Raw genomic sequence first — 24,941 nt, forward strand, 5'->3', positions numbered from 1 at the left:
TGTTTTTGCTAGTTTCTTTTTTGAGGAGAAATATTTAGCACGTCAGTATTTGTATGTGCCGTTAGATAAGTTTGCAAATCTGCTTCATTATCTATTCCATCCGGAAAATTCACAACACATGGAAGATTTGCACCGCTTCCACATCCTGATGGAGCGGCGAGACCTTGCTCATAAAGAGCAGCTGTTCTAATTTGTCCTGTGGTTGAACCTTTGAATGTCCATTGTTCAACTCTAACTGAAGTGAATGCACTGAAACCGATTGCCAAGCCAGCTACCGCTAAGCTTACAGCAAGTTTTTGAAAATTTTTCATTTTTACTTGTTTAAGATTCTATATTTGTTTTGCTAAGCACAAGGGCAGTTATGGCTAAAACAATAAAGACTATGTTGAACCATATATGTTGCCCCCAACTCAAATTCTCAACGATCAAATTACATAAACAAGGTAGCCTACTTGCCCATAACCACATTCCAACAATATAGGCTGTAAATATTCCCATAAGAAGAGTAAATCCATATAACCCCACTTTGTGTGTCTTCGGGATGATTAATAGTATGGAGATTAATACCTCGGACATTGGAACGAAGTATGAAATTACTTCTGCCTTAGACCCGATTATCGATACATTCGATAATCCATTGTAGAACCGTTGATGCTCTACAATCTTTTCAAAGGCCGAGAATAAAAACAAAAACATACAGGTACAACAGATTACAAATACCGTTATTTCTCTGGCTGAGTTTGAAAGTCTAAATGACTTGTACTTGGTTAAGGAACTGTCCATAGTTTTAGAAATTTAAACGTTGAATTATATTAGAGGGGATCTTTCCCAACAGATACTTGATCTGTTATTTTTTTTAATGTACTCTTTGTCACAGCACTCCTTTCTCTTTAAGCAATCAAGATATCGATGTTTTAAGTAAATAAATTTCGACAACTATTAGCCGTATGAAAAGCAATAAACACACCTTTTAACGTTGTAATCCTTGCAATTTTCGTGTGTTTATTGACGGTAACTACTTAAAAGTAAAATAAACTAGGAAAGAATCTGCCTTTTGAGGGTGGATATCCAAAGAACTTTTTGAATTGTGTACTGAAACTGTGAACATCCTTGTATCCAACTTTTCCATATACTTCGTTAACATGCTCTCTATTCGAAAGCATACTTTTTGCATGCTGCATTCTAATATGAATCAAGTAAGTATAGGGAGTGGTATTAAATTCTTCCTTGAAGTTCTCGATAAGTGTTTTTTCGGTGATGAAAAAAGATGAAGCCAATTGCCGATTGCTGATTTCAGGATCCATATAATTTGCTTCCAAATAATCCCGTACAATGTATACTTTCTGGGCAAATTTAGCGTCAACTAACCTCTGATACTCGGAAATCAATTTTTTCACACTCCGTGTTTGCTGGGTTTCCAGATCGGTACTTTCTGTATCTATTAAACCGAAAAGCTCATTCAAATTATCATAAATGGAACCATTCATCTGGCAAGCCGCCATAAGACCATAGAGTTTATTCCCCTCTAGCATGCTTTCCATGAAAGGCTTTAAGCGAGGATAGTAATTAAGATTTTTCGTTATCCAACTTGCCCTGGGGCATAAATAACAAATCCGATGTACGCCCTTAGGAAGACTATATTGATATTCTCCCTCTTTAGTATAGGTTACATAGCAGATGCCCTTTTCAGCACCTGTTATTGCCTCATCATCTATTGTCGAAAAATCGATTTTACCGTCTAATACGAAAAACAAGAATAAACTTGATCTATTGAGTCTATACCGTGCATTGAGAGGTTTATTCAGCCTAAATTCAATTACCTCAATAAAAAAAAGATAATGACTAAAGTACTGACAAATGAGTGACCCCTCATTGATATCCAGTTTCTCGGATTGCGCATAAATTATCTTGTATTTGCTGTCAGCGGGCAGTTTACTAGTTGTGTCCAAGCGAGACAGAATTGGGCTATTAAAAATCATCGTGGCAGGTCTTTCCATATTGTGAGGTTAATTTAATTGGAAATAGACCTTGATTTATTTGAAGCCTATTTCAAGATGAATTTTTGCATATAAAACTAGGGTCAGTAGATGTTTACTTTTACTGCTAAAGCTTCTTTTCGAGATCTGAATCTATCATCGCAATAATCTTTAAGAGTATGGCTCGAAGAGCTACAGCTGCTGAACGTTTGGGATCGTGGTATTCATTTTTTAAATGACCAACCGACATTTTTTCACCAGTACCGGTGGTAGTAATCCATTTCGCAATAAAATCAAGCATTTTGCCTGACATCCGTGCATTCACTCGGAACAATTTGTTTTTTACCAACAGGCGAATCAAGTAACCTAATTGTGGAACTGACAAGGTCACTAGCAATGTTTCGAATCCTCGTTTCGACGAAGACGAAATCAGCTTGTCTTCTTTGGAACTATCCAGATAACTAATTTCAGATTTGATAAAATTTAAAAGCATTTCCTTTAAGGTTTTCCTTCCTGGCGATTGATGCAGGTCAGGATGATCATGAAACTGGTCGAAATAGCTCTGGTAAACCTTTAGCTTTGATATTTGCCCGGCAAGATCTTTTTCTTTTGCGAGCTGCGTTCTGATCCATACCCTCACCCCCATATAGAATTCCAAGTTATTGAAATTCAGATAGACCATTTTAATTATAAACTTGATATCCCAATCTACTCCCCGGTTCGCATATAGTGCACGTGGCAACCGCGCAATAAATTGTTGCAAATAGTGTAACTGTTTATAATTTAGCTCACGACTTCTCAACATTGAAAACAGATGCATTTTAATAGGACGGGTAAGTTCAGGAGAAATATCAAGTTCCTTGAGCCGATTGAATAGAGGACGTAGTTTCTTGACTTTCTTTCGCATTATCGAATGAATGCTGGAAAGTGGCATACACATTTCCGGATCAAAATAGTTCGCAAAATAGCGTTGAATAAACAATAATAAGCCTGTGAGTTTGTCTTTAAAAAAATCATACAGCGCAAGCTGATTCTTTCTTATCTCCACTTTTTTAACGGTCTTCATCGCTAAAAATTCTAACTTCATTTCTCTAAGGTCATTTGATAGCCATGTGATCTCTAACTGGCTTTGTCGGATATACCGTCGAATCTTGTTCTCCGAAAAATCAGTATAAACAACTCTATTCATCGAATACTGAATACGATTTATTTCCAATTCAATCATAGCTTCCATTTGGTTTTTTGTTTCTACAGTCATATTTAGATCTGAAGTGACAGAGGGGCGTAGCGTTAATCTGATCAGATTACTGAAAAGACCTAACTCATAATTCATAGGCTCTAATAGTTTATAAGTAATCATTTGATCATAGGCAGGTGGTTATTATTTTACAATTTCGTCATAGGCAATTGGTTAATTTCATTATCGCGTTTTGAGATCATAATTCCTCTGAGCAGAATTACATTAGACGCTTAAAATACTTGAAATGCTACATTACATTTGTCATTTAAGATTAAATAGAATTAATTAATACGATTTCAGCAAAAATGTTACAGACAAAAGCGAACCGATCTGATTCAACATCGCCCAATTGCAAATAATATTATGTGCAATTCTCCCCCCATCATTTGATAGGGGGTAGTTAATTCCCAAGGTCGGGAATACACACAGCCTGTGAGCTTTTAAAGATACTTTAGTATCTTGTCAGCTAACCGCTAGGTTTCAATTTAACGTTTTATGAAGAAATTTTTCAAAGCCAAACAAAAGTTTGGAGCCTGGACACTGACCAAATTCCTGGGCAAAGGTGGTAATGGCGAAGTTTGGGAAGGAAGCCACGATGATGGTCGCATGGGTGCAATCAAAATATTAGGTAAGGTGAAAGAAACAGCCTATAACCGTTTCCGAGACGAAACTATGGTTATTGAATCGAATATGGATATCCCTGGGATCGTACCTCTCATTGAAAAACACCTGCCAGAGCACCTTACGGAAACCGACTACCCATTTTATGTAATGCCGGTGGCAGAAACTGCGAATTCAAAACTTACTGGAGCCAGTATTGAAAAAAAGATAAACGCCATGATCAGTATTGCGGAGACCTTGGAGTTACTCCATGACCGCGGAATCGCACACAGGGATATCAAACCAGGAAATATGCTTCACCTTAATGGCACATACATACTTTCTGATTTTGGACTGGTAGACTATCCTGATAAAAAAGATGTGACTATGAAAGGCGAAGTTGTTGGCCCCAAATGGAGTATGGATCCGGAAATGCTTCGGAATCCAGACGCAGCAGATGTTAAGGCTGCTGACGTATATTCTTTGGCAAAGACAACATGGCAATTTCTAACTGAGAACTGGAAGGGATTTGACGGCCAGTATTCCATTGGTTCAGTAGTAGAACTGAAGAACTTCTATCCGGGAACCTATACTGCGCCGATAGATGATTTGTTAATTGCTGCCACCCAGCATGAGCAAAATAAAAGGCCTAATATCTCTGAATTTAAAGCAGCTCTATTACTATGGAAACGATTGAATGAAGATTTTCATGAGCAAAAAGTTGAGCAGTGGATAAAGTTTCAATCCAAACTCTTCCCGGCTTCTATCCCTACCATTGTTGTTTGGAAAGATCCGGTAGAAATAGTGAAGATCCTTAACCTTATAACCTCTGAAAGCAATATGAGTTATATGTTCTTGCCGGGATCAGGCGGGTTGGAATTAAAGTTTGCTGTGGTATCTGACGACGAAGATTTTATTGAATTGGAATTCGGCACAGGTCACACTTACTTGATGAAGCCGGAAAGTCTTAGCTTTGAAAGTTTCGCTGAAGATCCGATATGGACTTATTTCCGTTTAGAGATTGAACCAACTGAGCCCACTGGTATTTACACTGGTGACACCCATGAGCTGCATAAGAAAAGATTTTATGAACCATTGACGCAGACAGCCCCCGGGGAATTCCATGATTACTCCCTGTACGACCATTATGAATATTCGGAAGAAGAGGAAAAGCCCGAAAATATCAGGACAGTAAATCGCTTTTTTGGTGGGGCAATTGTGATGTTCGGAAAACGTTCTAACTATAATCTTGACTATTCTACGACTGATGCCCGGCACAATATCATGACCGCCTCCGAATTTCGTGAATACATTCAGCAGCAGGTCAACAATTCTCAAATGCGACTTGGAAATTTTTAAAAAGACCCATCCTTCCTCAGTTTGAGGATAACATCATAACACTGAGCCTATTTTGGTAGTACGTCCTAAATCCGAAAATTATGTCTAAAAAAAACGAGCTCGACTGGGAAGAATACGAAGCGATCACCAAGTACATCTATGGGGCACTCGGAGAACAATATGGCATAAAAGTCATTGGCTTCGGGCGAAAATTTAAAGTCAAAGGGAAATCTGGTGTATCCCATCAAATCGATGTCCTGACCGAACAGATTGATGGGACGCGAAAGTTACTCACGGCAATCGAATGCAAATACTGGAAGAAAAAAGTAAACAAGGATATCGTAATGAAGCTTTCTGAAACCATGCAGGATTCAGATATATCAAGTGGGATAATCGTCTGTAAAACCGGATTTACAAGGGATACCCTAACCTATGCGGAACATAAAGGCATAAAGCTGGTCGAGCTGAGGGAAGCCGATGAGAACGATAGGGACTTCAATAGGACCTTTGAGATCGGAATACTGGATATCCGTATGAATGTCATGGTTACGCGGGCGAATATCACACGTATTGATTTTGGAAGCAAGGTAATTACCGATGAAAGGGAGATTATGGCGATGTATCAAGCCAGGCTGCACGACTCTCAGGGAAGTGAACTTGCCTTTATGAAATTCATACGTCATTTTTCCGACGAACTGGAAAGTCGAAATGAGCTATTGACGTCCACTACGGTAGACTATCCCCTCAAAGTAAAGCTGTTTTTGAAGTTCCAGGGCAGGGAAATCGAAACAGAAAAGATATCGATCACTGGATTTTTTACTAAGACCGATGAAAGCACCAATCGGTCGTTCCTATTGACCGATCAGGTCTGGATGATCATGAATGAACTGTTTGATAAAAGGAACCTGAGTTTGTCAAAGAGTGGATTGATATGGAACCGGTCCTTAGAAGCCTGAATTTTGTTGATATTAGTAGGTCTAGAGGTTTTTTCCCTTGAATTTTCTAAAAGCATCTAAATCTAATTGGGCTTGATGTACTTTGATCACAAGTTCATTGTATTGCTGTTCAGTATTGCTCGTTAAGGCTAGTATGTTAGCTTTGAGAAGTGAACACACTTTGTATTCGCTTTTAATATCCCTTTCCAATCGCTGCCTCTTGTTGGCGATAGTATTTGCAGCTACGCTTATTTCCTGATTGATAATATTTATATCTGGAATGTAGGTGAATCCCGTACCAATGTGTCTTTGCCAATCGATCAAAACTTGAATATTTGCGGGACCAATTCCGGCAATCTTAATACGACGAAGCTTTAAAACATCCGCTGCCGTCCGGATTCCATTTGCATAAATAAGCGTCTTCTTTGAAACTCCGAAAGAAGGTATTGGGTATTTTCTCACATCAAACTGTTCCAGGTAATGATTGAACTTCTTGTTATAATGGTTTTCTTGGATTTTCTTTTTGTCCGTTTCAAATTCAGCAGAAAGCCCCTTAAAAGATTCTATGAGTGTTTTTAATTTGTGGGCCGATTGATTGTATCTACCTAATTCTGCGGGAACATTATGTTGCTTGATTAAATTCTGTAGCGACACTTTCAATGAACCTAAAGCATTTTGCCTAATGATTAGTTCAGTATCAATTTGCTTTTTAGCGGGCGATATCGCATTGAAAATCATAATAGCAATCCAACCTCCAAAAATGCAAACCCAATTAAAAATGAAACATAGCCCAATTGTAATTACGACAATCACAACCATGAATGCCATATTAGCTATTTTCCATGTATGAAATTTACGACTAATTGGTAACGCCGTAATATTCGGTTTTGTATAAGTCTCTGTAAGGATTTTAAGATCAATTTTATCCACCCTGAAGCCATTAACAAATTGATCTATGTCTTTGAATTCAGGAACTGCTTTAAGATAGGAGTCATCAAGGAAGTAAAGTATATTATGCTTATCACGGAACTGACACCAGGGGCAATAGCCAATGACATCGGGATAATAATGGATTTTCGTTTTTATACACTGCACAATGGCTTTATTCAGACCAGAGAGTTCGTTGACCCACATCGCTGCAGAAGGACGCTCCAAGATGTTTTCAAATGAAGCGTGAAAAAGTGCAGCCACCCCAGAGGGCATCGTACTTAGTTCTAGGCTATTCTTTGCTGGAAATAGTTTTTTATGCTGGCGTTTTAAGGAGTAGGCAAATTCATGAGTCTTGATAGCTGTTTCCTCATCGAGTTCTTGCTGGCCTGGATTAATCCCGGTGAACGGAGAGCGGCCTAAAAATAGCAATTGAAATATTAGGGTCGCTAAAGAGAAATTATCTGTATTTATTGTTCGTATCACACGATCAAAAGAACCTTTGATTAGCAACTCAGGAGGGGTGTATCTTGGAATACCTACCTCACAAAAGTGATATTTGTTCCCATTTTTTATCTGAAAAGAATCGCAATCAATCAAAGCGACCATACCTCCTGCGTTTACGACGATATTGGCTTCATTTACATCGCCTATGACAATACCTAGTTGGTGAATCTTATGAAAGGCGGCGGCCAGATTTCTTGAAACGTGTACCAAAAAATTATAACCTTTATCAGGGAACAACTTCTTCCTATCCATCGGACTGAAAAGATTATGCAAAGGAACGTAACTTTCCAGCTTCCGCATGACAAAGCCACAGACTCTTCCAGATCTGTCTCTTGCTACATCTAATGGCCAAGCGGCGAAGTTAGATAATTCATCATTGATAATTGAGGACATAAAAACCAATTTCTCGGACTTATCATGATCCAATGTCTCTGAATAAATTTTGATAACTAAGGCAGCCTCTTCTTGAACGGTAAAAACGGCGCCCTCGCCTCCTTGACCAATTTTTTGACCGGCACTGTATCGTTTCCCCGTATATCCCTGATACACTTGTCCTGTCATTTCCTCCTAGTGGCTAACAGTAAAGTCTTATCGTCATCGGTTCTCCCATTGATAATATCACTTGACAAATATTCAATAAGCCTATTATTAAGGATTGAAATATGTTCCGATTGATTTGCTCTTCTCAATAAGGGAAACAAGCTATTAAAAAATGGCTGATGAACACTTTCTGTTTCGTTATTTAATGCCAACATTTGAAGCCCATCGGTAAATATTCCGATCTCAACGATTGACTCTTCTATCACCTTGGTTTTTAAGTGCGGTAGATTAAAATCATCTATCAAAAAAGTGGTTGTATTTTGGTACTCACCATTATGAGGCCACCAAACAGTACTCAAGTGACCACTTTCGTCACTACGCACAATAGCGCCATCTCCTATTTGAATAAACCCAGCTCGATCGGGAAGTATCACAAAACCTAAAAGAGTGCAGGAGAATTCATTTTTTGGTACTTCTTCAATTTCAGCCAAACTGTATATATGGTCATAAATCTGCTCTGCAAGCGCCAATAAATTTGGCTCATTAAGATCAGTCCTTTCCGTTATCATCTTTTCTGCAAGCTCAACGCCTTTCATGACTGATTCCTCGGCGGCCTTTGCGGCATATTTAGCACTTCCGGCTCCATCGCTCACGAAACAAATCAATCCTTCGTTTTCTTTGTCTATAGTAAAGATTTTGTAATGTACAGCATCCTCGCATGTCTTACCCGAATGCACATGTGATGAGCCTATCACACTCTGGCCAATAACCTTCCAAATCATAGATCAGCCCATCCAGTTGGTGGTAATAGTTTTGTCTGCTCACCAGGGTTTTTACTTGAAACCATTTTCATAGATGAGGATAACCATAAAAAGAATTCCCTGAACATCAATCCTTTTAATTTTATAGGCGAACGAACGGTTAATTTACTAAGTACATCCATATTTGCACTCTCTACTCCAATTGCAAAAAAGGCGAACTTGTTTTCCTGTTCACCCTCTTGAATCATTTTTGCTGCATTTGACCAATTGTCTGTAGGCCCTCCATCGGTTATTAATATAATCCAGGGCTTGTAATAGCCTACGCCATTCTCTCGATAAAGCTGTTTTCTTTTATTTATAAGTTCGATTCCCATTGTAATAGCAGAACCAATCGGTGTATCTCCATTTGCAGTTAATTTCTTAGGATAAAAATTGTCGACAGTCTGAAAGTCTGACTCCAAGGAAACAGGGCCAAAGGTAACCACAGCGACCTCAACTCGTTTTGAAGCAAGTGAATCCTGCAGCAATTCATCTTTCAATGTTTGGATGCCATCATTGAGTTCCTGGATTGGTCGTCCACCCATAGAAGTTGAAGTATCAAGCAACAACATACACGGACACCTAGATTCAGGATTGTTAGCAAAGTCATCAGAACCGAATGGGATCTGTTCAAAAGAAATATATTCATCCATAAGACACGTTTTTGAATTAGGTGCTAATATATATGAAAATCCTCATCCTTAGCATTCCTCTCAAGCGAAAAAAACACACCTAAAGGGTTAAGTGTAATTTCGGTCACTTTTGGATTTATATTAAAAAAACACACCGATTCTTCATAGATCATTGTAAAAAGTCGGATGTGTTCCCGATTTCGTTTCGTGAGCAGAAAATTAGATTTATATTCGAAGATGTACTTTCAAAAATTCATTAAGGGAATAAATGGCATCAAAAAATTTCAGGCAGAACATATGCTTGAAAATGGAATTCCGTGTAACTGGTGGCGTAACCAAAACAGAATCTCTCCAATAGAAGTCAAATCAAAGTTGATTGAGCCAAATGTCGAACTTCACCTGAACAAATACGACAAGCAGCTTCCCTCGTCACATCCTGAATTTGCGCCTAACAGGACGTACGGAGATATTTCTCCATTTATTTCTACTACTGCTGGTGCGTATCAAAGAGCCTATAATGATCAATATGATTTTGGATTTAATAAGTTGTTTTCTCCTTTAGTTACTGCGCTTGGATTTGCGACCAAAACATTTACAAGTGATGGGGTTTTATTTTATGGGTATCTCATTACTTTAGGAAAAAAAGCGGTTGAAATGCAGCAATTTGCTGAAGAGGTAAGGGAGATGCACATTTATACCAATTACCTGCCACATCATCATGAAGGAGAAATTATGGCAAAAATCATTATACCTTCTGTACAAATCGAAAAAGTTGAGTTCTATGATTCGGATGGATTACTGGAGAAAATTGAAAGAAAAGAGAAGATTAAACCAACTTTTTCAATTAAAAACTTATACTACAAGGACCCCAATAAATTTTCAAATATCAGGGAAATATTATGAGCAAATCAAATTTAGATGCGTTAAATCTTTCGCCTGAAAAATTGGCGAAAGTTGCCTTGGTCTACGAAGGATATGCTGAGGGACTTTTTGAGAAAGACGGGGTTAAAGTTGATCCTGAATATAAGGCCTCAAGTTATGTAATAAGTGCCTGTTTTATTTTGCCAGTAGACCCTAGCAAGGCGAAAGCAAAATTTTATGAGGCGGCAAAAATCTATAAAGAATTGGGCCAGCCCATATGGAAACTATATGGCATATGCAGTGATAATTACGAAGGAATTTTAAAGGAACAATCCAATGGTGTTCTTGAATATGAGGATAATCAAGCGGAACAGTTTTTCACGATATTAGCCGACTTTTACCTCAGTGTGAGTTCTAGAAAAAATAGAGAAGTCCACTACGAAGAAAGACTTCGATCTTTTCACAACGAATTCGTTGGCAAGGTACCAAATCTAGGAATACCACTAAATTTCATTATCGAGCTAATAGATGATGCTAAAAATTGGAATGGGGAGATTAATAAAAATAATCTCGTTCGTTTTTCAGAGTTATTGCGCAGAAGTGTTGAACTATTAAATTTGAATCAATCAGATAGCTATCACTGGCAAAACATGTTTGGATCAATGATTCCAATTGAGCCAATCACTATTGCTGTAATTGTGCCGCTTTTAAAAAAATGGAACTCGTTTTCAAATATTATCGAACTAATTACCTTAATAGAACCCAACAACAAAGAACGATTGTTCTTAGCATTAGCAGAGAGTATCATTAAAAAAAACAACTCTGAAAATACCTAATCGTTGTTAATGTTCTATTTCATTTAAATTATCTATTTATGCGAGTAAAATCTAAAGAATTTCAGGAACACGAAGTCTTCTCGAATCTTGATAAGTATATCAAATTTTATGACTCCCTATCTATGAACATTATGTTTTTTATGAGTATGGGGACGAAATCCATTATCAACATTGATACATACGTTTATTCGTCGATGCAAGGCACACTTGAATCAATCAAAGCTGTTTTAATGATGGGAAAAATTAATGATTCGTATAGCCTGCTAAGGAAATTCTATGATTCCATTTATATAAATGTTTATACCAACCTGTATCTAGATGACAATCACAATAGTGAGAATTTTATTGTAAAACAAATTCAAAGCTGGCTAGAGGGGACTGAACAGCTTCCCGCTACAAGAACTATATCAGACTATATTAGGAAACATAAAAAAGTAGAGGACCTCAATAACCTGCTCTATCGCGACAAGCGGTATTCAATCATTAGGGAGAGGTGTAATGACAATGCACACTACAACTTTTATAAAAACGTGCTTTTAAATGACGATAAGATTGTAAACCCAGGAAGGGAAAAAGCAATGAGGCACCTATCTGAGGACATAAGCCAATTGATGATTTGTCACCTCTCTTATCTGTTTTACATAAATGAGCATTATATGATGTCATCCGATTACAGAGACTATCTGGATGTAGGAGAAACGCCGCCAAAAGATTCCCAATATTGGGTGGCCACATTTATTCAGAATATTTTTAACGACCTAATTAAAACATTCAGACCTGATATCGCCAATCTTATTAAAGACAAAACAAGTATGCTCCTAGAATAAAGTAAACTTACATATGCTTTATTTTTCACCGTTCCAGCGCTAAACATTCATAGAAACCGTCTGAAATAGTGCTAGTTCCATTTGCTTCGATAAACAAGTTCCCATTTATGCAACGTCAATTAGAGTATATATAAGGTCTCCTCGGTGCAGATTTCCTTAAATATAAAAACTATCGTCCATTTGAGGATTCGATGTAAGATCACTATAGGTACTTGTCATTTTGGGGTCGGCTTCAAACTTTTTTTCTATTTGCTTCCTAACCTCATTGATGGTCACGCATTCATCCTGTTGTAAATAAAACTGTATTGATTTGAAATAATGCATCTTCCGTTTAAAGCTAACTGAGTCAAATTTGCTTTCGTCGAGTATTTTTTTAAAATCCTTAATTGCATATTCTACCGTACTGTGCTTAATCTGAGGGATCAGATCAGGTAGAAGATTAATCATCCCGTCCTCAGAGACTATAATAATAGCCAAAGACTTCGAATTATCAAACTTTTCGTAATATCTGATGGCAGAGTTGTACCTCGCACCACGCGCGGAATCCCCCTTATCTGACGCTAGACCATCCAAAATAACGCCGATTGCATGACAGTTCGCATCTCTATCAAGTAGCAGTGCACCATCAATTGATGTAACCTTCTTTATCATACTATCTGTAAGCTTTATGGGCTTAATTGGAAAGCTTTGCCGCCCCAGTCTTTCTGCTTCCAACTTTGCAAGATCCGAAATTACGATCATCGTCCCATGCTTTTGATCACATGCCGCCATAGCTACCTCCCAAAGATCATCTAGTTGGCTTTTGGAAATGTCCTTAAATATTCTGAAGAAGTCGGAGTAAAATTTCTCTTGGTTGATTTTCTCAGATGGGAGTTTTGGTTGTCGATATTCAACTTCCATAAGGGGATTATTGTCATGAGACACAACCCAGGTAAAATGACTAGTAAAATTAATTATGAATAAGCTTTCATCCTTCGGATTGTATTTATTTCTAATTTCACCCAGCCCATAAATCAATGTTGAATCACACACTATGGCAGAACTACTATCGGAAACTTCCAGAAATTTACGTACCATCCGAAAATCCTTGACCTTAATTGGTTGGGCAAGTTCAAGCGTCAGTTTTACGTTTTTATGTCCTTTTTCAGCAACTATAATACTGCCTAGCCCTATAGCTCCTTCGTATCTTAAAGAGGCTATTTGATTACAGGCTTCATATAATCCGTGGATACCATCAAAATTTCCACCAGCAGCCGAAATTGTATACATAAATTGTCGGCCGGCAACACGAAACAATTCATCGGCATCCCTATCAATCACTGAAAATCCTCTGTTAGGATCTTTTAATGCATTTGAGCATTCATTTAGAAAACATGTAATGATTGCTTCGGTAAGTGATCTTAAAATCGGAAATTGATCATACTTATCCTTTACAAGGGAATATTGTGATTTTGTAAACGCATTCGACAACGTAAGTACAGTGAATACTAGAAAACCTTCAATGTAAATGGGAGAGGCGACATGATAGTCGCTCTCATCATCGAAATCGGTTTTCTTTAGAATTCTCTTAATGGCATCAACGTAAGCCCTGTCAGTGATTTGCTGCTCATAGCTATTCTGAATCAAAGGTTGCGAGTATCGAATATTTCCCGCTTGATCGGTAGAACTCAATTCACTAGCCAAATTTTTCAGGCTTGAAAACTGATTAACACTGACCCCGCAATCTTCCGGTTCTATGCAAATGTCTTTACGACCCTCTCTCTTATCAACTAGGATTCCGAGGAAAAACACACTGGGATTTAAACCAGGAGATAATCTTCTAAAAACTTCTTCAGCAGAAAACTGTAAAGACCTGTGCATATGCCGTTGATATCCCCACATGAATAAATCGATTGTATCACCTTTCATATAACTAAGATAGCGGTTTATTTATCTTTACCATTGAGATTTTGACTTCTAGCAAAATCAGTAGTTTCCAACAATTCCTTTAACTTCAGATTCTTTAACATAGACAAGGAGCGTTCTCCGTTTTCCCATAACCGAACGGTTACAGGGTCAGCATTCATCAGCATAGCAAAACGCTTTTGACTAAGCCCGTTTACATATCTATAGGCTTTAATCTGACCTTTAATGGTAGACGTGTCCAGTTCAAATGGAAAATATCCCAGAAACTGAATAATGCGTGGGTAGTGGTTAATTTGAGGTTTGCTCCTGTTATTCTCCCAATAGGTAATGCAGTCTTCGCTAACACTAAACATCTTCGCGACATCTGTCTGAAATATTCTAAGTTCCATCCTTCGCTTTCTTATATGCTCGCCGAGAGTCACTGGGTCTACTGGAATCGATAGTGGCAACGGTTTATCCACTTGTTGTCGGTATCGCAAACAAGGCAATGCATCTATGTCCATGTGGCTTTTTTAACCATCCTGAAAAGGAATGCATTTGCGGTTCTGGTGTCGTTCAAAAATACCTCAGCAAAATATCTGGCCCTTTATTAGACCGCATCGATTTGCATGTAGAAGTAACGCCTGTAAATTTCAACGAGCTGACTTCTGCTTTCGAAACAGAAAAGAGTGCCACCATCAGAGAAAGGGTGATTAAGGCTCGGGCTATTCAGGATACCCGCTTCAGTACCAGTCAAAACTTATACTACAACGCACAAATGAGCCCCAATATGGTTCGAACCGTTTGCAAAATAAATGATGCTGGGCAAGGTTTAATTAAAAAAGCGATGGAAAAGCTCGGCCTTTCGGCCCGCGCTTATGATCGTATTTTAAAAGTATCCAGAACCATTGCCGACCTTGCGGAAAGTAAGGACATTAAACTAGAGCATCTGGCAGAGGCAATACATTACCGCAGTCTTGACAGGGATAGTTGGTCGGGTTAATCTAAAAGATCTTCCTCAGTTTCGTCCTCATCCTCTTCTTCCGGTACATGTGCCACAATCGCACGGCCAATGGCGTTGATCTCCTCGTTGGTTTCAAATAAAGGCAAAGCCGTCACCTCATCGAGCTTTAACCATTGCTCTTCCGTATCTTTTTGAATGTGCACGTATTCCTTTCCGTCTTTAAAAATAACGTAAGTATCTTCCCCTTCAGGAAATACAGCATAATCTATTGTCCCTATTGTAATGTCAAATGGTTGCATATTGTATTCTATTGTTAATTGTATGAAACGGTTAGCGTAAAGTTGAGTAGTTATAAAACTGTAGCCTTCCAGTTCCTGTAATTTCTATTGTTTTCGATTCTTCAGTCCCCGATGCGCTTTTTAAACTCAGGGTGATGGTATTGTTTCCTTTCTGCAAAGGTATGCGTGTATAACTAATATTAGCAGGTAAAGATTGCCAATTTCGCGTATCCGCTTTTTCTGAAAGCAAACTATACAACTGCATCCCAAAGCCCAGTCCTTCTAACAAAGAGTTGTCCTTCCCATCTTTACCTGATCCTTTTGAACTTTGCCTAAGCACATATTCCGCACTCTTTTTAACTGCCAACCTAGTCAAGACCTTCCCCATCTCTTTCATAAAACGCTGACTCAAGGTTTTAAAAGCGAGCTCATTTATGTCTTCAGCCTTTTCAAATGAAACGGTTTGCGCACCATTGCTTAAAGTGGCCGAATTATAATATGGCGCTCGGGCAACATATTTTGGATAGGTGGCTCTTAAGCTCTCTACACCATTCAGGTTAAAATTACCATCGCTATAGCCATAATTAAAGGGTATAATGATCGACCCTCCAAGGTTGGTAAAAAACAAATCGCCAGAGCTGCCCTTAACTAAAGAAAAGAAGAATTCTTCCTGTTGTTTTACTGGTGCAAGGCCATTCTCCCAAAAGAAAACGAGCTCTCCACCTTCAGGTGCAGCCTTAGATTCGTATTTCATACCAAATAGACCTTCAAAGCGTCCCAGTTCGGAAGTAAAGCCATTCAAATAGGCCGTTCTCAATACATCCCGCTTAAGTTCATCCGGCATTTTTGTACCATAGTAGGTCTGATTTTCACTTTTCAAGTACACCTCTACGGCATTTCTATAAGCAATAAAAGCATTGTTTACATCCCTATCGCTTTCATAAATCAATCCCTGAAGCATTAGAGAGAAGGCATCTTTTGAATAGCGGCTATCTTTATCGTTAAACTTATCGCCTTGCTGCTGTGATTGCAGGCTGATCCGTCTGGCCTCCACTATGGCGTCTTCCGTTTTATTCAGGTACACATAGTTTAAGGCTTTATAATAATGAATCATAAACTTCTCAAAATCCTCGCCCTTATAGCTTTGTGTCATTGGGTTTACCAATGTTCCCACTACTGCATCCATAGCCCCGCCAATTCCATTCTCCAGGAGCTGATCGGCTTCATTAAAATATTGGTTGCTACTTTCATAATCGCCAGCAAGGTGACTAGCTTTCCCCTTCTCCATTAAAAAAAGGAGCTTGTTCCGTGGCTTTTGCAACAGCTTGTTCTTATCCAACTCTTTCACTGCTTCGGCATAATTACCTGCAGAGATTTGCTTATAATAAGACGCAATCATGTCGTTGTAGCTGGAACAGCCGAAAAGAAAAAGCATCACTCCTAAAAAGAATGATGCTTTAAAGATATTCCTGCGGATATGTGCCATATTGTATTTAGTCGGTGTAATGCCGACTAATTTTTAACGTATTTAGCTATTTTCTTATCTCCAATCCAAACTACTTCGTTGGTCTGAATATCAGTAAGCTCTAAATTCACCTGATAATACACTACTTTTTTACGTTTATGCGAATCTACTATAGAATTGATCGATCCCTGAAGGATATAATCCGCTCCATTTTCTAATCCGAATTTCTTCATCGTAGAGATCGTTGCATTGTCTTGCTGATCTGCTTTCTCTCCACGTAACTCTTCTCTTTTTTTACCGCCCTGTACTAAACGTACACGCTCACTTTTAATAAAAGACTGCTCTACATCTTTGACAAAGGTTTCGGCATCAATATGTTCGTGACTTTTGTTTTGCATAACACCAACAATAACCACAGGTCTTTTGCCTTGTTTCTCTTCCAGGTGAGTGGATAGCCACTTACCCCCCAAAATTGTCTGTGTCATCTCTTCCGCAACAAGTCTGGAATCGGTATTGTTCCAATTACCACTTACATCAATCGCCTGATCCGTGCTTACGCGTGTTACTTGTCGTGAACAAGAAGTGATTATCATTCCCGAAACGGCAATAGCCGCAATAGTCATTATCTTTTTTACCTGCATTTTTTTGAATATAAAGTTTTTAAATATGCTGTTTACCATCCGTACCACGGTCTGCTGTTGCCAAAACCAAAACCGACATGAGCGCCATAACCAAATCGGCCGCCAAAGCCATAATTGCCATAGCTGATTGAAGGATAAAAGTATGGACTACCGTAATAATACCCGCCGTTAAGGTTTAACTGAAAATTACGTTCTCTTCTTAGCTTCCTTTTCTCTTCACGTGCTTCATACCAATCGTAAGCTTTATAGGTCTTTTGAGCTGTTGATCCCTGATCACGATTCAAAGAATCTGCCAGCTCAATATATTTAGCTCTGCTTTCCTGATGCCTGGGATTCTGATCCTTTATCGGATCGACTTTTTGCGCATAACCGCCCGTTGCGTAGGCTACTCCTACGATACAACTCCATACAAAAATCAAATTGCTTTTCATCCGTATATATTTTTAATAAGCCCCGGCATAGATCCTCCCAGATTAACCGGTTCTTTGTTGAATGCTCTATAAATTTACAGAATTTTTAACGTCCTGTAATCATTTAACTTATTTTAACCTTAAGACCTTAATTTGGGCTAATTGTTACTTTCCTTTAACTTTTTTATGAAGTCAATAAATTTTTGGCTGGCATAATTTGCTGCACCCGCCTCATTGTAAGAAATGCGCCCTTGCTTATCAAAAACTACAGTCGTAGGCAATGAGCCTTTAAAAATCTGCTCTGGAATGTTACTGGCGACATGATATACTGGCATTTTATACTCCTTTCCATCCATATACTTTTGCGATTTTGCAAAATCACTGTCCGCATCTACCATGATAAAGACAACGTCTCTATCATCCTTAAACTGCTCATACAACTTATTTACAGAAGGCATTTCGGCCAGGCATGGTGGACACCAGGTCGCCCAGAAGTTCAGAAAAAGAACTTTCCCTTTTAGACTTCCCAAATCAACGATACGACCTGATTGATCTTTAAAACTAATACCTCCTAGGTCAGCTACAGCTTCTGGAGCCGCATTTTCCTTAGGGCTCTCCACAGATGGACTAAAAAGCCCAACTGACATCAATCCACGAATCATTAAAGCTTTTGCTGCAGGCACAAAAATAAGTACCAGAAAAAAGCCAAGGAACAGTCCGTTTACAATATTCTTTTTATTAAAAATCTTCTTCATCATCTATCAGTAGAGCGCTTTTTGTAAAGCTACGAGATTCAATCTTCAACAAGCCCAATTAGGACAGCTTTTGACATTTCATTGTTAATCTTAAAAATTATTTAAAAATAATCTGTAACGAATCTTATCTCCCCAATACTTACTCTATGAAAACCCAAAAAAAACTATCTATATGAAAAATTTATTCTGCACCCTTCTACTTATCGCCACCTTAATTTTCACAGTTAATATTAAGGCGCAACAAAAACAATCTGCAAAATCCCTGTTATGGGAAGTGAGTGGAAATGGCTTAACCAAACCATCTTATATTTACGGCACGATCCACATGATCTGTGAACCGGATTTCCTGATCAGCGACAAAACCAAAAGCGCCATGACGAGTGCCGACAATCTAGTATTAGAACTAAACTTTACGGATCCATCAGAAATAACCGAGCTTCAAAAATCGATAATGTCAGCGATTCCGTTAAGTAAAAAATTAAGTCCCTCGCAATTTAACCGCTTGGACTCCGTATTGACCCTAAAAACAGGAACATCATTAAAAAAACTGGATCAGCTTACTTTAGCTGCGATCACCAGCTTTGCCATTGCTAAAACACTTCCATGTTCGGAAATCAAATCTTATGAGGTTGAATTTATTAATTTTGCCAAAGCACAAAACAAAACCATTGGCGCACTCGAAACCGTGAAACAACAAACAGAATTCTTTGCAAAAGCATTTAGTGACGATGAACTGGTTCGTCAGATTACTAGTTTCGATGATTACAAAACCGTATTTTCCGAGATGATTAGCACTTACAAAATGGAGGATCTGGATAAAGTAAGTGAAATGTTAAAAGACAAAAGATGGGGCAATACAGAAGAAAGCAACAAATGGATGCTACAGGTTAGAAATGCCAATTGGGCTAATCATATGCCGGCAATGATGAAAAACCAAAGCTGCTTCTTTGCTGTAGGTTGCGGACACTTACCAGGAAAAGACGGTATATTACAATTACTGAAAAATCAAGGTTATAAGGTTAAACCCATATTGAAATAAGGTTTGAAAGCAAGAGAAAAAGAATTTCTTGAACAAATAGAAACCCACAAAGGAATCATTCATAAAATCTCCAGGATGTATATGGATGATGATGACGACCAGAAAGATCTGTTTCAGGAAATCATCTGCCAACTATGGAAATCGTACGACTCCTTTAACCATCAAAGCAAGTTCTCCTCCTGGATGTATCGTGTGGCGCTCAACACAGCAATTGTATATTTCAAAAAGCAAAAACGAAAAGAAGATGCTTATGCCACAATTGCCCATGAAATAGAGATCCCAACAGACGACGCCGAAACTAAAGAAATACAGCTGGCACACTTTTACAAAGCATTGCAACAGCTAGATAAAATTGAGAAAGCTTTGATGTTCTATTTCCTTGAAGATTATTCGCACAAAGAAATAGGAGAGAACCTTGGGATTAGTGAAGGAAATGCAAGAGTTAAACTAAACAGAGCGAAGAACAAATTAAAAGAACTTATAAAGAAACAAGGATATGAATTTTGATGATATAAAATCTGCCTGGGGCAAGGATCCCGACAGCAACATAGAAATACCCAATAGAATAGAGGAACTTAAGCGTGCAGAATTGCCTCTTGATAAGATTAAAAGGAACATGCGACACGAATTTGTTGTACAGGCATTAGCGGTTCTACTAATTGCATTTGTACCCAAAGTCTATCATTTTAAACCTGTGCTCCTTTTACCTTTTAATGTGATATATATACTGTTTGTGGTTACCTGCGTTTATTTTTTCGCACGCTTTTATGCCTTTTACAAACGCGTTGGCGCAGCCTCATTGACGACAAAAGATGCGTTATATGAAGTAAATTATGACATCAAGTTAAATATGGAACTTTACAAAATGTTTAGCTACATGCTGTTCCCATTTCTTTTGATGATGTTAAGCTTACTGCTCATAAACGTAGAATACAATCATGTAGTACGCTTACTGCAGTCTGGTGTTACACAGACCTCCTTTTACCTTTATTTTGGTCTGAGCGTTGTGACGATCTATACTTTCCTTCATTTCTCAGCGGTATATTGGTTAAAAACCTATTATCTGAAGTATGCGAAAGAGATTGAAAACATCTTAAAAGAATTGAAAGAAGTATAGCCCTAGAAATCAAACTTCAACCGAAGCCCTGTACCAATAAGGTTCAGGTTATCTTTTGTAAACTCTTTCATCGGCAGCTTCATAAAGGGTTCAACAGCAAATGATTTACTACCAGATAATTTCTGTTTAAAGCCGAAGGAAATATTGTAAAAACCTAAATATTTATCGTTTGGCAACTCGGCAGATGGTACCGGCTCAGAAACCGATTTTGTCGTAAAAACAGTTTTTAGGGCTAAGGCATTTGATGCATCCTGAACCGCATATTCAAGAGATCCTTTCAGGTAATTATTGTTTTGCTTCTGGCTTAAAACAGCAAACGCAGATACACCAACATTAGTATAAAACTTTTTACTGAGGTTATACTTGATTCCAAGAGGAATATCGATCCCTATCACATTGGCATCGACAGATTGCAAGCTTTGGGTATTGCTAACCATAGCGCTAGTAGTTGGCGAATCATAAGTATTTCCTCCACCGGTCATGCTTTTTGAAGCCCCCATTTCATTATAAGATACGCCAGAGCTAATGGAAACTTTATCGGATAATGCGTAGCCTAAGCTTAGCCCATAGCCCATATTTAACTTTTTACTGTTACCAATAGAAGGGGCAACAACTAGTCCCATTTCCCATTTATTTGCCTTTGTAGCACTTGGCTTTGTCGATGCGAGCGCATTGCTACTCGCTTTTACCTCAGCATCAAGAAAGTCCTGAAAGCTGCGCGTTTTACCCTCTGTAACCGGCGTATTTTCTTTTACCAGAACTTTAGCGATGCTCCCAGAATCCACCGCTGCTGAGATCACATCATTTTTCTTAACAAGGTTTGTTGGATTGGTATTTACTGCATTATTTTGTGCTTGCACAACAAAAGGCTGTTCGTTTGAAACAGCAGCTTGCTGAACTGGCTTATCAGGTTGAACAGCGACAATTAAAGGGCTATTTGCCACCAGATTATTCTTTCTTTGTGCAACTACGCCAATATTCTCTGCAACCTTAGTATTTAAATTTTCTGTTATAGTGCGCTGTGGGATCGCTTCTAATGCTTCATTCGGTAATACAGCTGTACTTTGTTTAGCTGTTTCAACTTTTGCCTGATCTTGTACAGGTTGGGTCACTAATATTTTATTATTGGAATAAAATACAGCGAAGCCAATTAAAAATACGGCCGCGGCAGCACTTAAGCTTGTCAGCCATAGCCAGCCAGCTCTTTTGCCTTCTTTTTTCTCAAAGCGCTCCCATGCACCGGGAACATAAACCTCCTCGTGCTCCGTCAAACTTTCCTTTATGTGAGCAAACAGCTCGTCATCTGCCCGTTTCATATTTTTCGGATATTTTGTGTTGTCGGTTCATATGAATCCATCAGGGAGTTTTTATACAGTTCTCTCAACTTGTTCTTTGCTCTTGTTAAATAAACCCTGCATGAGCTTTCGGGGATGTTTAGCATTTTTGAAATCTCTTCATGCGAAAAGCCTTCAATTTCGTACATATTAAAAATCAATTTATGTGTTTCCGGCAGCTTATTCAATAGCTTCATAATATCCTGCACATTTAACTGCGATACTGCATTTAGTTCAGTAAGTGGTTGCTGCTCTTCAGTAATATCATCTACGTATAAAAAAGTCCTTTTACTCCGTAAAAAATCGATAGCCGTTCGGGATGAAATTCTAGCTATCCAGCCTTTAAAGGCTTTTTGCACCTGATCATTATATTTTGGGGCACTAAACTGACCTATATTCTTAAAAACCTTTATAAAACTATCATTAACCAACTCTTCCGCGTCATTTCGATCCTCCACATAACGTAAAGTTACGCCCATTAAATAGCCGTAGAATGATTTATACACCATCTCTTTACTCTTATTGTCATTCCTTAAACACCCTGTTATAGCGTCCTCAAACTTGAGCATCCTTTCTTAAGCTGTTAGGGGTTAGTTTATACGTTTTCCATTAATATACGCCTTTTTTTCAGGACAAGATCAACTTGTCATCTTCAACATTGTTTCATTCTTTTATTAGAGGCTGTTCTGTTGAACAACCCCTAATATAAGCAGCTATTATTTGTGTGTGTAAATTGCAGCTCCTAATTTCAAACTGTCTATCGTTGCAGTTGAAGTCCCTTTTGCATAAATGGTATAGATTTTACCTTTCTCTATTTTAACATTTGGCAGCGTTGTTTGAGCAGCTGTACCTGTTATGTTAAAGGTTACGCTTTCACCTGGATCTATTGAAGTAAAGGTTGTATACTCATAAAACGCTTTGTTTGTAAACAAATCAGCATCTTTCCCATTAATTCTAAGACTTAATGCAGGTGCATCTTTACTTAAATTGATGAAACGAACTTTTGCTTTATCAGCAGCAGGCGCGCTTAAATCATCCTGAGTTAAAAGGTATTTTTTAGTATTTGTATTCAGGGTATCCAATACAAAAATAGAGTATCCCTGACCCGAAACCAAGTTAAAACGCTCAGAAGCTAAAGCTTTATTTGATCCTCTTTTAGCTATGCTTAGCGCTCTGTTTCCTGGAAATAAGTTTTTATAATCAATTTTACTATTGAATTTGAATGCCGTATCATTCACTCTTGTTTGATCGACATAAAAATCTAAAGGATCTGGTGCAGCAAAGGCATTAATCATAGAAAGACCTGCCACTTGAACAGTCTCATATCTGTCTTTTGAGCAAGCGACAAAAACTACAGATACAGTAAGTAAGGCAATAAAGGCTTTAAATATCGTTTTGAAACTATTTACTTTTTTCATAATCATTTACTTTTTAAAGGGTTTCGAAGTCCTCTTATCTGAAGTCTTCATTTTTATTTTTTGTAAAATAATAGGTTAATGGCCATTAACTGTTTTTCCTACTAAAACGAGCTTTGTTTCAAAAACGCTACAGCAAGTAATATTTTTTTATGATTTCGGGGAAATGCCTCAATGCAATCCGACTCGAATATTTGACCGGATCAAACAATTTTAATTTTATTCCATTAATTTTGGCCTGGAATAAATAAGTGTAGATTTAAATTACAAAAATCCATTAAAAACATGCGGGAAGCAAATTCATTAAACCAGGTAGCAGAGTTTCATAAAACATTTAAGCATCCAATAAAAGAAACTCCGGGCATTCCATCTAGAGAAAGGGCTAACTTAAGGGTTTCCTTACTGGCCGAAGAACTTAACGAATTGAAACACGCCATTGAAACCAACGACTTTGTAGAAGTGGCTGATGCCTTATGCGACCTACAATATGTACTGGCAGGTGCCATCTTAGAATTTGGACTAGGTGATAAATTCAAAAGTCTTTTTGAAGAAGTACACCGCTCTAATATGAGCAAAGCCTGCAAATCAGAAGAAGAAGCCAATCAAACGATACAACATTACAGAACAACTCAGCAATGTGATGCTTATCATAAAGAAGAGGATTCTTTGTTTTTGGTATACAGATCTAATGACAATAAAACCTTAAAATCTATCAACTACTCTCCTGCAGATCTGCAAAGCATTCTTTAATTATTTAGCAGAGGGCAGCCTCTGCTAAAATTTTATTTCAATACTCGCTCGACTTCTTACGGCGAATCTATCTATTCGCTCGCTAAACCTTACCAACAATCATGCATAAACAGCCTTTAAACCCTCTCAGGCAGAGATGTCGTAAAGATGCCGTAAACAAGTCGTAAAGAAAAAAGCACAACTTGCCTTAGTTTCGGCTCCGAACCAAATAACTATATGATGAAAAATACCGAGTTGGCGAAAAAAATAAAAGAATTACGAACCCGAAAAGGCCTCAGTCAGGACGAGCTGTCAATAGCTGCCCAGCTGAATTTAAGAACCATCCAAAGAATTGAGAGTGGAGAAACAGAACCCAGAGGTGATACTTTAAAACGCTTAGCAGCAGTACTAAACGTTACTCCTGACCAATTGATTGACTGGACAGAAGAGGAAGACACAACTGTGCTCATGTTCTTAAACATATCCGCATTAAGTTTTATTGTTTTTCCATTATTAGGTGTAATTATTCCTTTTGTTTTATGGGTGTCTAAAAAGGATAAAATAAAGAAACTCAATGAAACCGGAAAAAAGCTGCTGAACTTTCAAATTACATGGTGTATCACCTTTTTCACTATGAATGTCTTATACTTCATGGCATTCATGTTTAAGTTAAAAATTAGCTCCTCTTTCATTCCGGGTCTTGGGGGGACTGAATCATTCATTCTCTTGATCCCGATATTGTATGGATTAAACATCATTATCATCGTTTTTAATGCAATCAGAAGCTACAAGAACAAGACAGTAATCTACCAGCCTGCTATTCCATTTCTAAGATAACCAACCCATAAAAAGTAAACAAAAAAAGCGTGCTACCTTTTTTGCAGCACGCTT

The 24,941-nt window shown here is 38.1% G+C and carries 27 protein-coding genes and 1 pseudogene; 11 read left to right on the forward strand and 17 right to left on the reverse strand.

The features are described from left to right. Positions 1–8 precede the first annotated feature (8 nt). The 4 genes from EZ444_RS16110 to EZ444_RS16120 all read right to left on the reverse strand — a co-directional run bounded on the left by EZ444_RS16110 (position 9) and on the right by EZ444_RS16120 (position 3,309). Positions 9–311 (reverse strand): hypothetical protein, encoded by a 303-nt coding sequence (locus EZ444_RS16110; protein WP_131610178.1) that lies wholly within the window; start codon positions 309–311, stop codon positions 9–11. Positions 312–321: 10 nt separating this feature from the next. Continuing rightward, positions 322–783 carry a MauE/DoxX family redox-associated membrane protein gene (locus EZ444_RS27880; RefSeq protein WP_394365959.1) on the reverse strand — a complete coding sequence of 154 codons (462 nt, stop codon included), beginning with the start codon at positions 781–783 and terminating at the stop codon, positions 322–324. Positions 784–1,019: 236 nt separating this feature from the next. Next, positions 1,020–1,997 (reverse strand): helix-turn-helix domain-containing protein, encoded by a 978-nt coding sequence (locus EZ444_RS16115; RefSeq protein WP_131610179.1) that lies wholly within the window; start codon positions 1,995–1,997, stop codon positions 1,020–1,022. Between the two features lie 106 nt (positions 1,998–2,103). Further along, a complete protein-coding gene (locus EZ444_RS16120; RefSeq protein WP_131610180.1) occupies positions 2,104–3,309 on the reverse strand; it encodes a hypothetical protein in 1,206 nt (401 codons plus the stop codon). A gap of 402 nt (positions 3,310–3,711) precedes the next feature. Here EZ444_RS16120 and EZ444_RS16125 point away from each other — a divergent pair, with 402 nt between their 5' ends. Together EZ444_RS16125 and EZ444_RS16130 are read left to right on the forward strand one after the other, a co-directional pair. Beyond that, positions 3,712–5,175 carry a serine/threonine protein kinase gene (locus EZ444_RS16125; protein WP_131610181.1) on the forward strand — a complete coding sequence of 488 codons (1,464 nt, stop codon included), beginning with the start codon at positions 3,712–3,714 and terminating at the stop codon, positions 5,173–5,175. Positions 5,176–5,255: 80 nt separating this feature from the next. Beyond that, positions 5,256–6,110 (forward strand): restriction endonuclease, encoded by an 855-nt coding sequence (locus EZ444_RS16130; RefSeq protein ID WP_131610182.1) that lies wholly within the window; start codon positions 5,256–5,258, stop codon positions 6,108–6,110. Positions 6,111–6,131: 21 nt separating this feature from the next. On the opposite strand, the gene EZ444_RS16135 is transcribed toward EZ444_RS16130, so the two are convergent. From EZ444_RS16135 to EZ444_RS16145, 3 genes are read right to left on the reverse strand one after another with little or no spacing between them, the layout of a single operon-like run. Further along, on the reverse strand, positions 6,132–8,084 hold the full coding sequence (locus EZ444_RS16135; RefSeq protein ID WP_131610183.1) for a protein kinase domain-containing protein: 1,953 nt from the start codon (positions 8,082–8,084) through the stop codon (positions 6,132–6,134). Next, a complete protein-coding gene (locus EZ444_RS16140; protein WP_131610184.1) occupies positions 8,081–8,845 on the reverse strand; it encodes a PP2C family serine/threonine-protein phosphatase in 765 nt (254 codons plus the stop codon). Before EZ444_RS16140 ends, EZ444_RS16135 begins: the two co-directional genes overlap by 4 nt. Next, complete coding sequence (locus EZ444_RS16145) at positions 8,842–9,516, reverse strand: vWA domain-containing protein (RefSeq protein ID WP_131610185.1); 675 nt, start codon at positions 9,514–9,516, stop codon at positions 8,842–8,844. The genes EZ444_RS16140 and EZ444_RS16145 overlap by 4 nt, the downstream gene beginning before the upstream one ends. Positions 9,517–9,732: 216 nt before the next feature. Here EZ444_RS16145 and EZ444_RS16150 point away from each other — a divergent pair, with 216 nt between their 5' ends. The 3 genes from EZ444_RS16150 to EZ444_RS16160 are packed head-to-tail and all read left to right on the forward strand — an operon-like array spanning position 9,733 to position 12,019. Then, positions 9,733–10,398 (forward strand): hypothetical protein, encoded by a 666-nt coding sequence (locus EZ444_RS16150; protein ID WP_131610186.1) that lies wholly within the window; start codon positions 9,733–9,735, stop codon positions 10,396–10,398. Further along, positions 10,395–11,192, forward strand: coding sequence for a hypothetical protein (locus tag EZ444_RS16155; RefSeq protein ID WP_131610187.1), 798 nt, complete (start codon positions 10,395–10,397; stop codon positions 11,190–11,192). Before EZ444_RS16150 ends, EZ444_RS16155 begins: the two co-directional genes overlap by 4 nt. 38 nt (positions 11,193–11,230) lie before the next feature. After that, on the forward strand, positions 11,231–12,019 hold the full coding sequence (locus EZ444_RS16160; RefSeq protein WP_131610188.1) for a hypothetical protein: 789 nt from the start codon (positions 11,231–11,233) through the stop codon (positions 12,017–12,019). Between the two features lie 156 nt (positions 12,020–12,175). On the opposite strand, the gene EZ444_RS16165 is transcribed toward EZ444_RS16160, so the two are convergent. Together EZ444_RS16165 and EZ444_RS16170 are read right to left on the reverse strand one after the other, a co-directional pair. Next, positions 12,176–13,927 carry a DNA integrity scanning protein DisA nucleotide-binding domain protein gene (locus EZ444_RS16165; RefSeq protein ID WP_205945285.1) on the reverse strand — a complete coding sequence of 584 codons (1,752 nt, stop codon included), beginning with the start codon at positions 13,925–13,927 and terminating at the stop codon, positions 12,176–12,178. A gap of 17 nt (positions 13,928–13,944) precedes the next feature. Then, positions 13,945–14,313, reverse strand: coding sequence for a helix-turn-helix domain-containing protein (locus EZ444_RS16170; RefSeq protein ID WP_131610189.1), 369 nt, complete (start codon positions 14,311–14,313; stop codon positions 13,945–13,947). 95 nt (positions 14,314–14,408) lie between these two features. On the opposite strand from EZ444_RS16170, the pseudogene EZ444_RS16175 reads away from it, so the two are divergent. After that, positions 14,409–14,906 (forward strand): annotated as a pseudogene (locus EZ444_RS16175) (magnesium chelatase subunit ChlI family protein); the annotation flags it as partial. On the opposite strand, the gene EZ444_RS16180 reads toward EZ444_RS16175, so the two are convergent. The 5 genes from EZ444_RS16180 to EZ444_RS16200 form a co-directional block, all read right to left on the reverse strand. Next, positions 14,903–15,166 (reverse strand): hypothetical protein, encoded by a 264-nt coding sequence (locus tag EZ444_RS16180; RefSeq protein WP_131610190.1) that lies wholly within the window; start codon positions 15,164–15,166, stop codon positions 14,903–14,905. The pseudogene EZ444_RS16175 and the gene EZ444_RS16180 sit on opposite strands and share 4 nt — an antisense overlap. Positions 15,167–15,197: 31 nt before the next feature. Beyond that, positions 15,198–16,631, reverse strand: a complete 1,434-nt coding sequence (locus EZ444_RS16185) for a COG3014 family protein (RefSeq protein ID WP_131610191.1) — start codon at positions 16,629–16,631, stop codon at positions 15,198–15,200. 26 nt (positions 16,632–16,657) lie between these two features. Further along, on the reverse strand, positions 16,658–17,251 hold the full coding sequence (locus EZ444_RS16190; RefSeq protein WP_131610192.1) for a penicillin-binding protein activator LpoB: 594 nt from the start codon (positions 17,249–17,251) through the stop codon (positions 16,658–16,660). Between the two features lie 32 nt (positions 17,252–17,283). Continuing rightward, positions 17,284–17,682, reverse strand: coding sequence for a hypothetical protein (locus EZ444_RS16195; protein WP_131610193.1), 399 nt, complete (start codon positions 17,680–17,682; stop codon positions 17,284–17,286). 137 nt (positions 17,683–17,819) lie between these two features. After that, complete coding sequence (locus EZ444_RS16200) at positions 17,820–18,419, reverse strand: TlpA family protein disulfide reductase (protein WP_225874747.1); 600 nt, start codon at positions 18,417–18,419, stop codon at positions 17,820–17,822. Positions 18,420–18,588: 169 nt separating this feature from the next. Between EZ444_RS16200 and EZ444_RS16205 the strand changes: the two genes are divergently transcribed. From EZ444_RS16205 to EZ444_RS16215, 3 genes are read left to right on the forward strand one after another with little or no spacing between them, the layout of a single operon-like run. After that, the gene (locus EZ444_RS16205; protein WP_131610194.1) at positions 18,589–19,455 is read left to right on the forward strand and encodes a TraB/GumN family protein; all 867 of its coding nucleotides are present in this window, start codon (positions 18,589–18,591) and stop codon (positions 19,453–19,455) included. A gap of 3 nt (positions 19,456–19,458) precedes the next feature. Then, complete coding sequence (locus EZ444_RS16210) at positions 19,459–19,962, forward strand: RNA polymerase sigma factor (protein WP_131610195.1); 504 nt, start codon at positions 19,459–19,461, stop codon at positions 19,960–19,962. Then, positions 19,952–20,572, forward strand: coding sequence for a hypothetical protein (locus EZ444_RS16215; RefSeq protein ID WP_131610196.1), 621 nt, complete (start codon positions 19,952–19,954; stop codon positions 20,570–20,572). Before EZ444_RS16210 ends, EZ444_RS16215 begins: the two co-directional genes overlap by 11 nt. Before the next feature lie 2 nt (positions 20,573–20,574). On the opposite strand, the gene EZ444_RS16220 is transcribed toward EZ444_RS16215, so the two are convergent. From EZ444_RS16220 to EZ444_RS16230, 3 genes are all read right to left on the reverse strand, one after another. Then, the gene (locus EZ444_RS16220) at positions 20,575–21,888 is read right to left on the reverse strand and encodes a hypothetical protein (RefSeq protein WP_131610197.1); all 1,314 of its coding nucleotides are present in this window, start codon (positions 21,886–21,888) and stop codon (positions 20,575–20,577) included. After that, a complete protein-coding gene (locus tag EZ444_RS16225) occupies positions 21,885–22,475 on the reverse strand; it encodes an RNA polymerase sigma factor (protein WP_131610198.1) in 591 nt (196 codons plus the stop codon). Before EZ444_RS16225 ends, EZ444_RS16220 begins: the two co-directional genes overlap by 4 nt. A 147-nt stretch (positions 22,476–22,622) precedes the next feature. Next, positions 22,623–23,324, reverse strand: coding sequence for a DUF4397 domain-containing protein (locus EZ444_RS16230; RefSeq protein WP_131610199.1), 702 nt, complete (start codon positions 23,322–23,324; stop codon positions 22,623–22,625). Between the two features lie 282 nt (positions 23,325–23,606). Here EZ444_RS16230 and EZ444_RS16235 point away from each other — a divergent pair, with 282 nt between their 5' ends. Both EZ444_RS16235 and EZ444_RS16240 read left to right on the forward strand, forming a co-directional pair. Continuing rightward, positions 23,607–24,071, forward strand: a complete 465-nt coding sequence (locus EZ444_RS16235; protein WP_131610200.1) for a pyrophosphohydrolase domain-containing protein — start codon at positions 23,607–23,609, stop codon at positions 24,069–24,071. 216 nt (positions 24,072–24,287) lie between these two features. Next, complete coding sequence (locus EZ444_RS16240; RefSeq protein ID WP_131610201.1) at positions 24,288–24,887, forward strand: helix-turn-helix domain-containing protein; 600 nt, start codon at positions 24,288–24,290, stop codon at positions 24,885–24,887. The last annotated feature ends 54 nt before the right edge of the window (positions 24,888–24,941 follow it).

Origin of the sequence: Pedobacter hiemivivus (assembly GCF_004331685.1) — a bacterium.
In the GTDB taxonomy this organism is placed as follows: Bacteria; Bacteroidota; Bacteroidia; order Sphingobacteriales; family Sphingobacteriaceae; genus Pedobacter; species Pedobacter hiemivivus.

Bases quoted from the DNA above. Each gene is read 5' to 3' on its own strand.
- EZ444_RS16115 (WP_131610179.1), bottom strand. From the start codon at position 1,997: ATGGAAAGACCTGCCACGATGATTTTTAATAGCCCAATTCTGTCTCGC.
- EZ444_RS16125 (WP_131610181.1), top strand. From the start codon at position 3,712: ATGAAGAAATTTTTCAAAGCCAAACAAAAGTTTGGAGCCTGGACACTG.
- EZ444_RS27880 (WP_394365959.1), bottom strand. From the start codon at position 783: ATGGACAGTTCCTTAACCAAGTACAAGTCATTTAGACTTTCAAACTCA.
- EZ444_RS16195 (WP_131610193.1), bottom strand. From the start codon at position 17,682: ATGAAAAGCAATTTGATTTTTGTATGGAGTTGTATCGTAGGAGTAGCC.
- EZ444_RS16220 (WP_131610197.1), bottom strand. From the start codon at position 21,888: ATGAAACGGGCAGATGACGAGCTGTTTGCTCACATAAAGGAAAGTTTG.
- EZ444_RS16165 (WP_205945285.1), bottom strand. From the start codon at position 13,927: ATGAAAGGTGATACAATCGATTTATTCATGTGGGGATATCAACGGCAT.
- EZ444_RS16140 (WP_131610184.1), bottom strand. From the start codon at position 8,845: ATGATTTGGAAGGTTATTGGCCAGAGTGTGATAGGCTCATCACATGTG.
- EZ444_RS16130 (WP_131610182.1), top strand. From the start codon at position 5,256: ATGTCTAAAAAAAACGAGCTCGACTGGGAAGAATACGAAGCGATCACC.
- EZ444_RS16205 (WP_131610194.1), top strand. From the start codon at position 18,589: ATGAAAAATTTATTCTGCACCCTTCTACTTATCGCCACCTTAATTTTC.
- EZ444_RS16235 (WP_131610200.1), top strand. From the start codon at position 23,607: ATGCGGGAAGCAAATTCATTAAACCAGGTAGCAGAGTTTCATAAAACA.
- EZ444_RS16120 (WP_131610180.1), bottom strand. From the start codon at position 3,309: ATGAATTATGAGTTAGGTCTTTTCAGTAATCTGATCAGATTAACGCTA.
- EZ444_RS16170 (WP_131610189.1), bottom strand. From the start codon at position 14,313: ATGGAACTTAGAATATTTCAGACAGATGTCGCGAAGATGTTTAGTGTT.
- EZ444_RS16230 (WP_131610199.1), bottom strand. From the start codon at position 23,324: ATGAAAAAAGTAAATAGTTTCAAAACGATATTTAAAGCCTTTATTGCC.
- EZ444_RS16200 (WP_225874747.1), bottom strand. From the start codon at position 18,419: ATGATGAAGAAGATTTTTAATAAAAAGAATATTGTAAACGGACTGTTC.
- EZ444_RS16215 (WP_131610196.1), top strand. From the start codon at position 19,952: ATGAATTTTGATGATATAAAATCTGCCTGGGGCAAGGATCCCGACAGC.
- EZ444_RS16150 (WP_131610186.1), top strand. From the start codon at position 9,733: ATGTACTTTCAAAAATTCATTAAGGGAATAAATGGCATCAAAAAATTT.
- EZ444_RS16240 (WP_131610201.1), top strand. From the start codon at position 24,288: ATGATGAAAAATACCGAGTTGGCGAAAAAAATAAAAGAATTACGAACC.
- EZ444_RS16145 (WP_131610185.1), bottom strand. From the start codon at position 9,516: ATGGATGAATATATTTCTTTTGAACAGATCCCATTCGGTTCTGATGAC.
- EZ444_RS16110 (WP_131610178.1), bottom strand. From the start codon at position 311: ATGAAAAATTTTCAAAAACTTGCTGTAAGCTTAGCGGTAGCTGGCTTG.
- EZ444_RS16155 (WP_131610187.1), top strand. From the start codon at position 10,395: ATGAGCAAATCAAATTTAGATGCGTTAAATCTTTCGCCTGAAAAATTG.
- EZ444_RS16160 (WP_131610188.1), top strand. From the start codon at position 11,231: ATGCGAGTAAAATCTAAAGAATTTCAGGAACACGAAGTCTTCTCGAAT.
- EZ444_RS16180 (WP_131610190.1), bottom strand. From the start codon at position 15,166: ATGCAACCATTTGACATTACAATAGGGACAATAGATTATGCTGTATTT.
- EZ444_RS16135 (WP_131610183.1), bottom strand. From the start codon at position 8,084: ATGACAGGACAAGTGTATCAGGGATATACGGGGAAACGATACAGTGCC.
- EZ444_RS16225 (WP_131610198.1), bottom strand. From the start codon at position 22,475: ATGCTCAAGTTTGAGGACGCTATAACAGGGTGTTTAAGGAATGACAAT.
- EZ444_RS16190 (WP_131610192.1), bottom strand. From the start codon at position 17,251: ATGCAGGTAAAAAAGATAATGACTATTGCGGCTATTGCCGTTTCGGGA.
- EZ444_RS16185 (WP_131610191.1), bottom strand. From the start codon at position 16,631: ATGGCACATATCCGCAGGAATATCTTTAAAGCATCATTCTTTTTAGGA.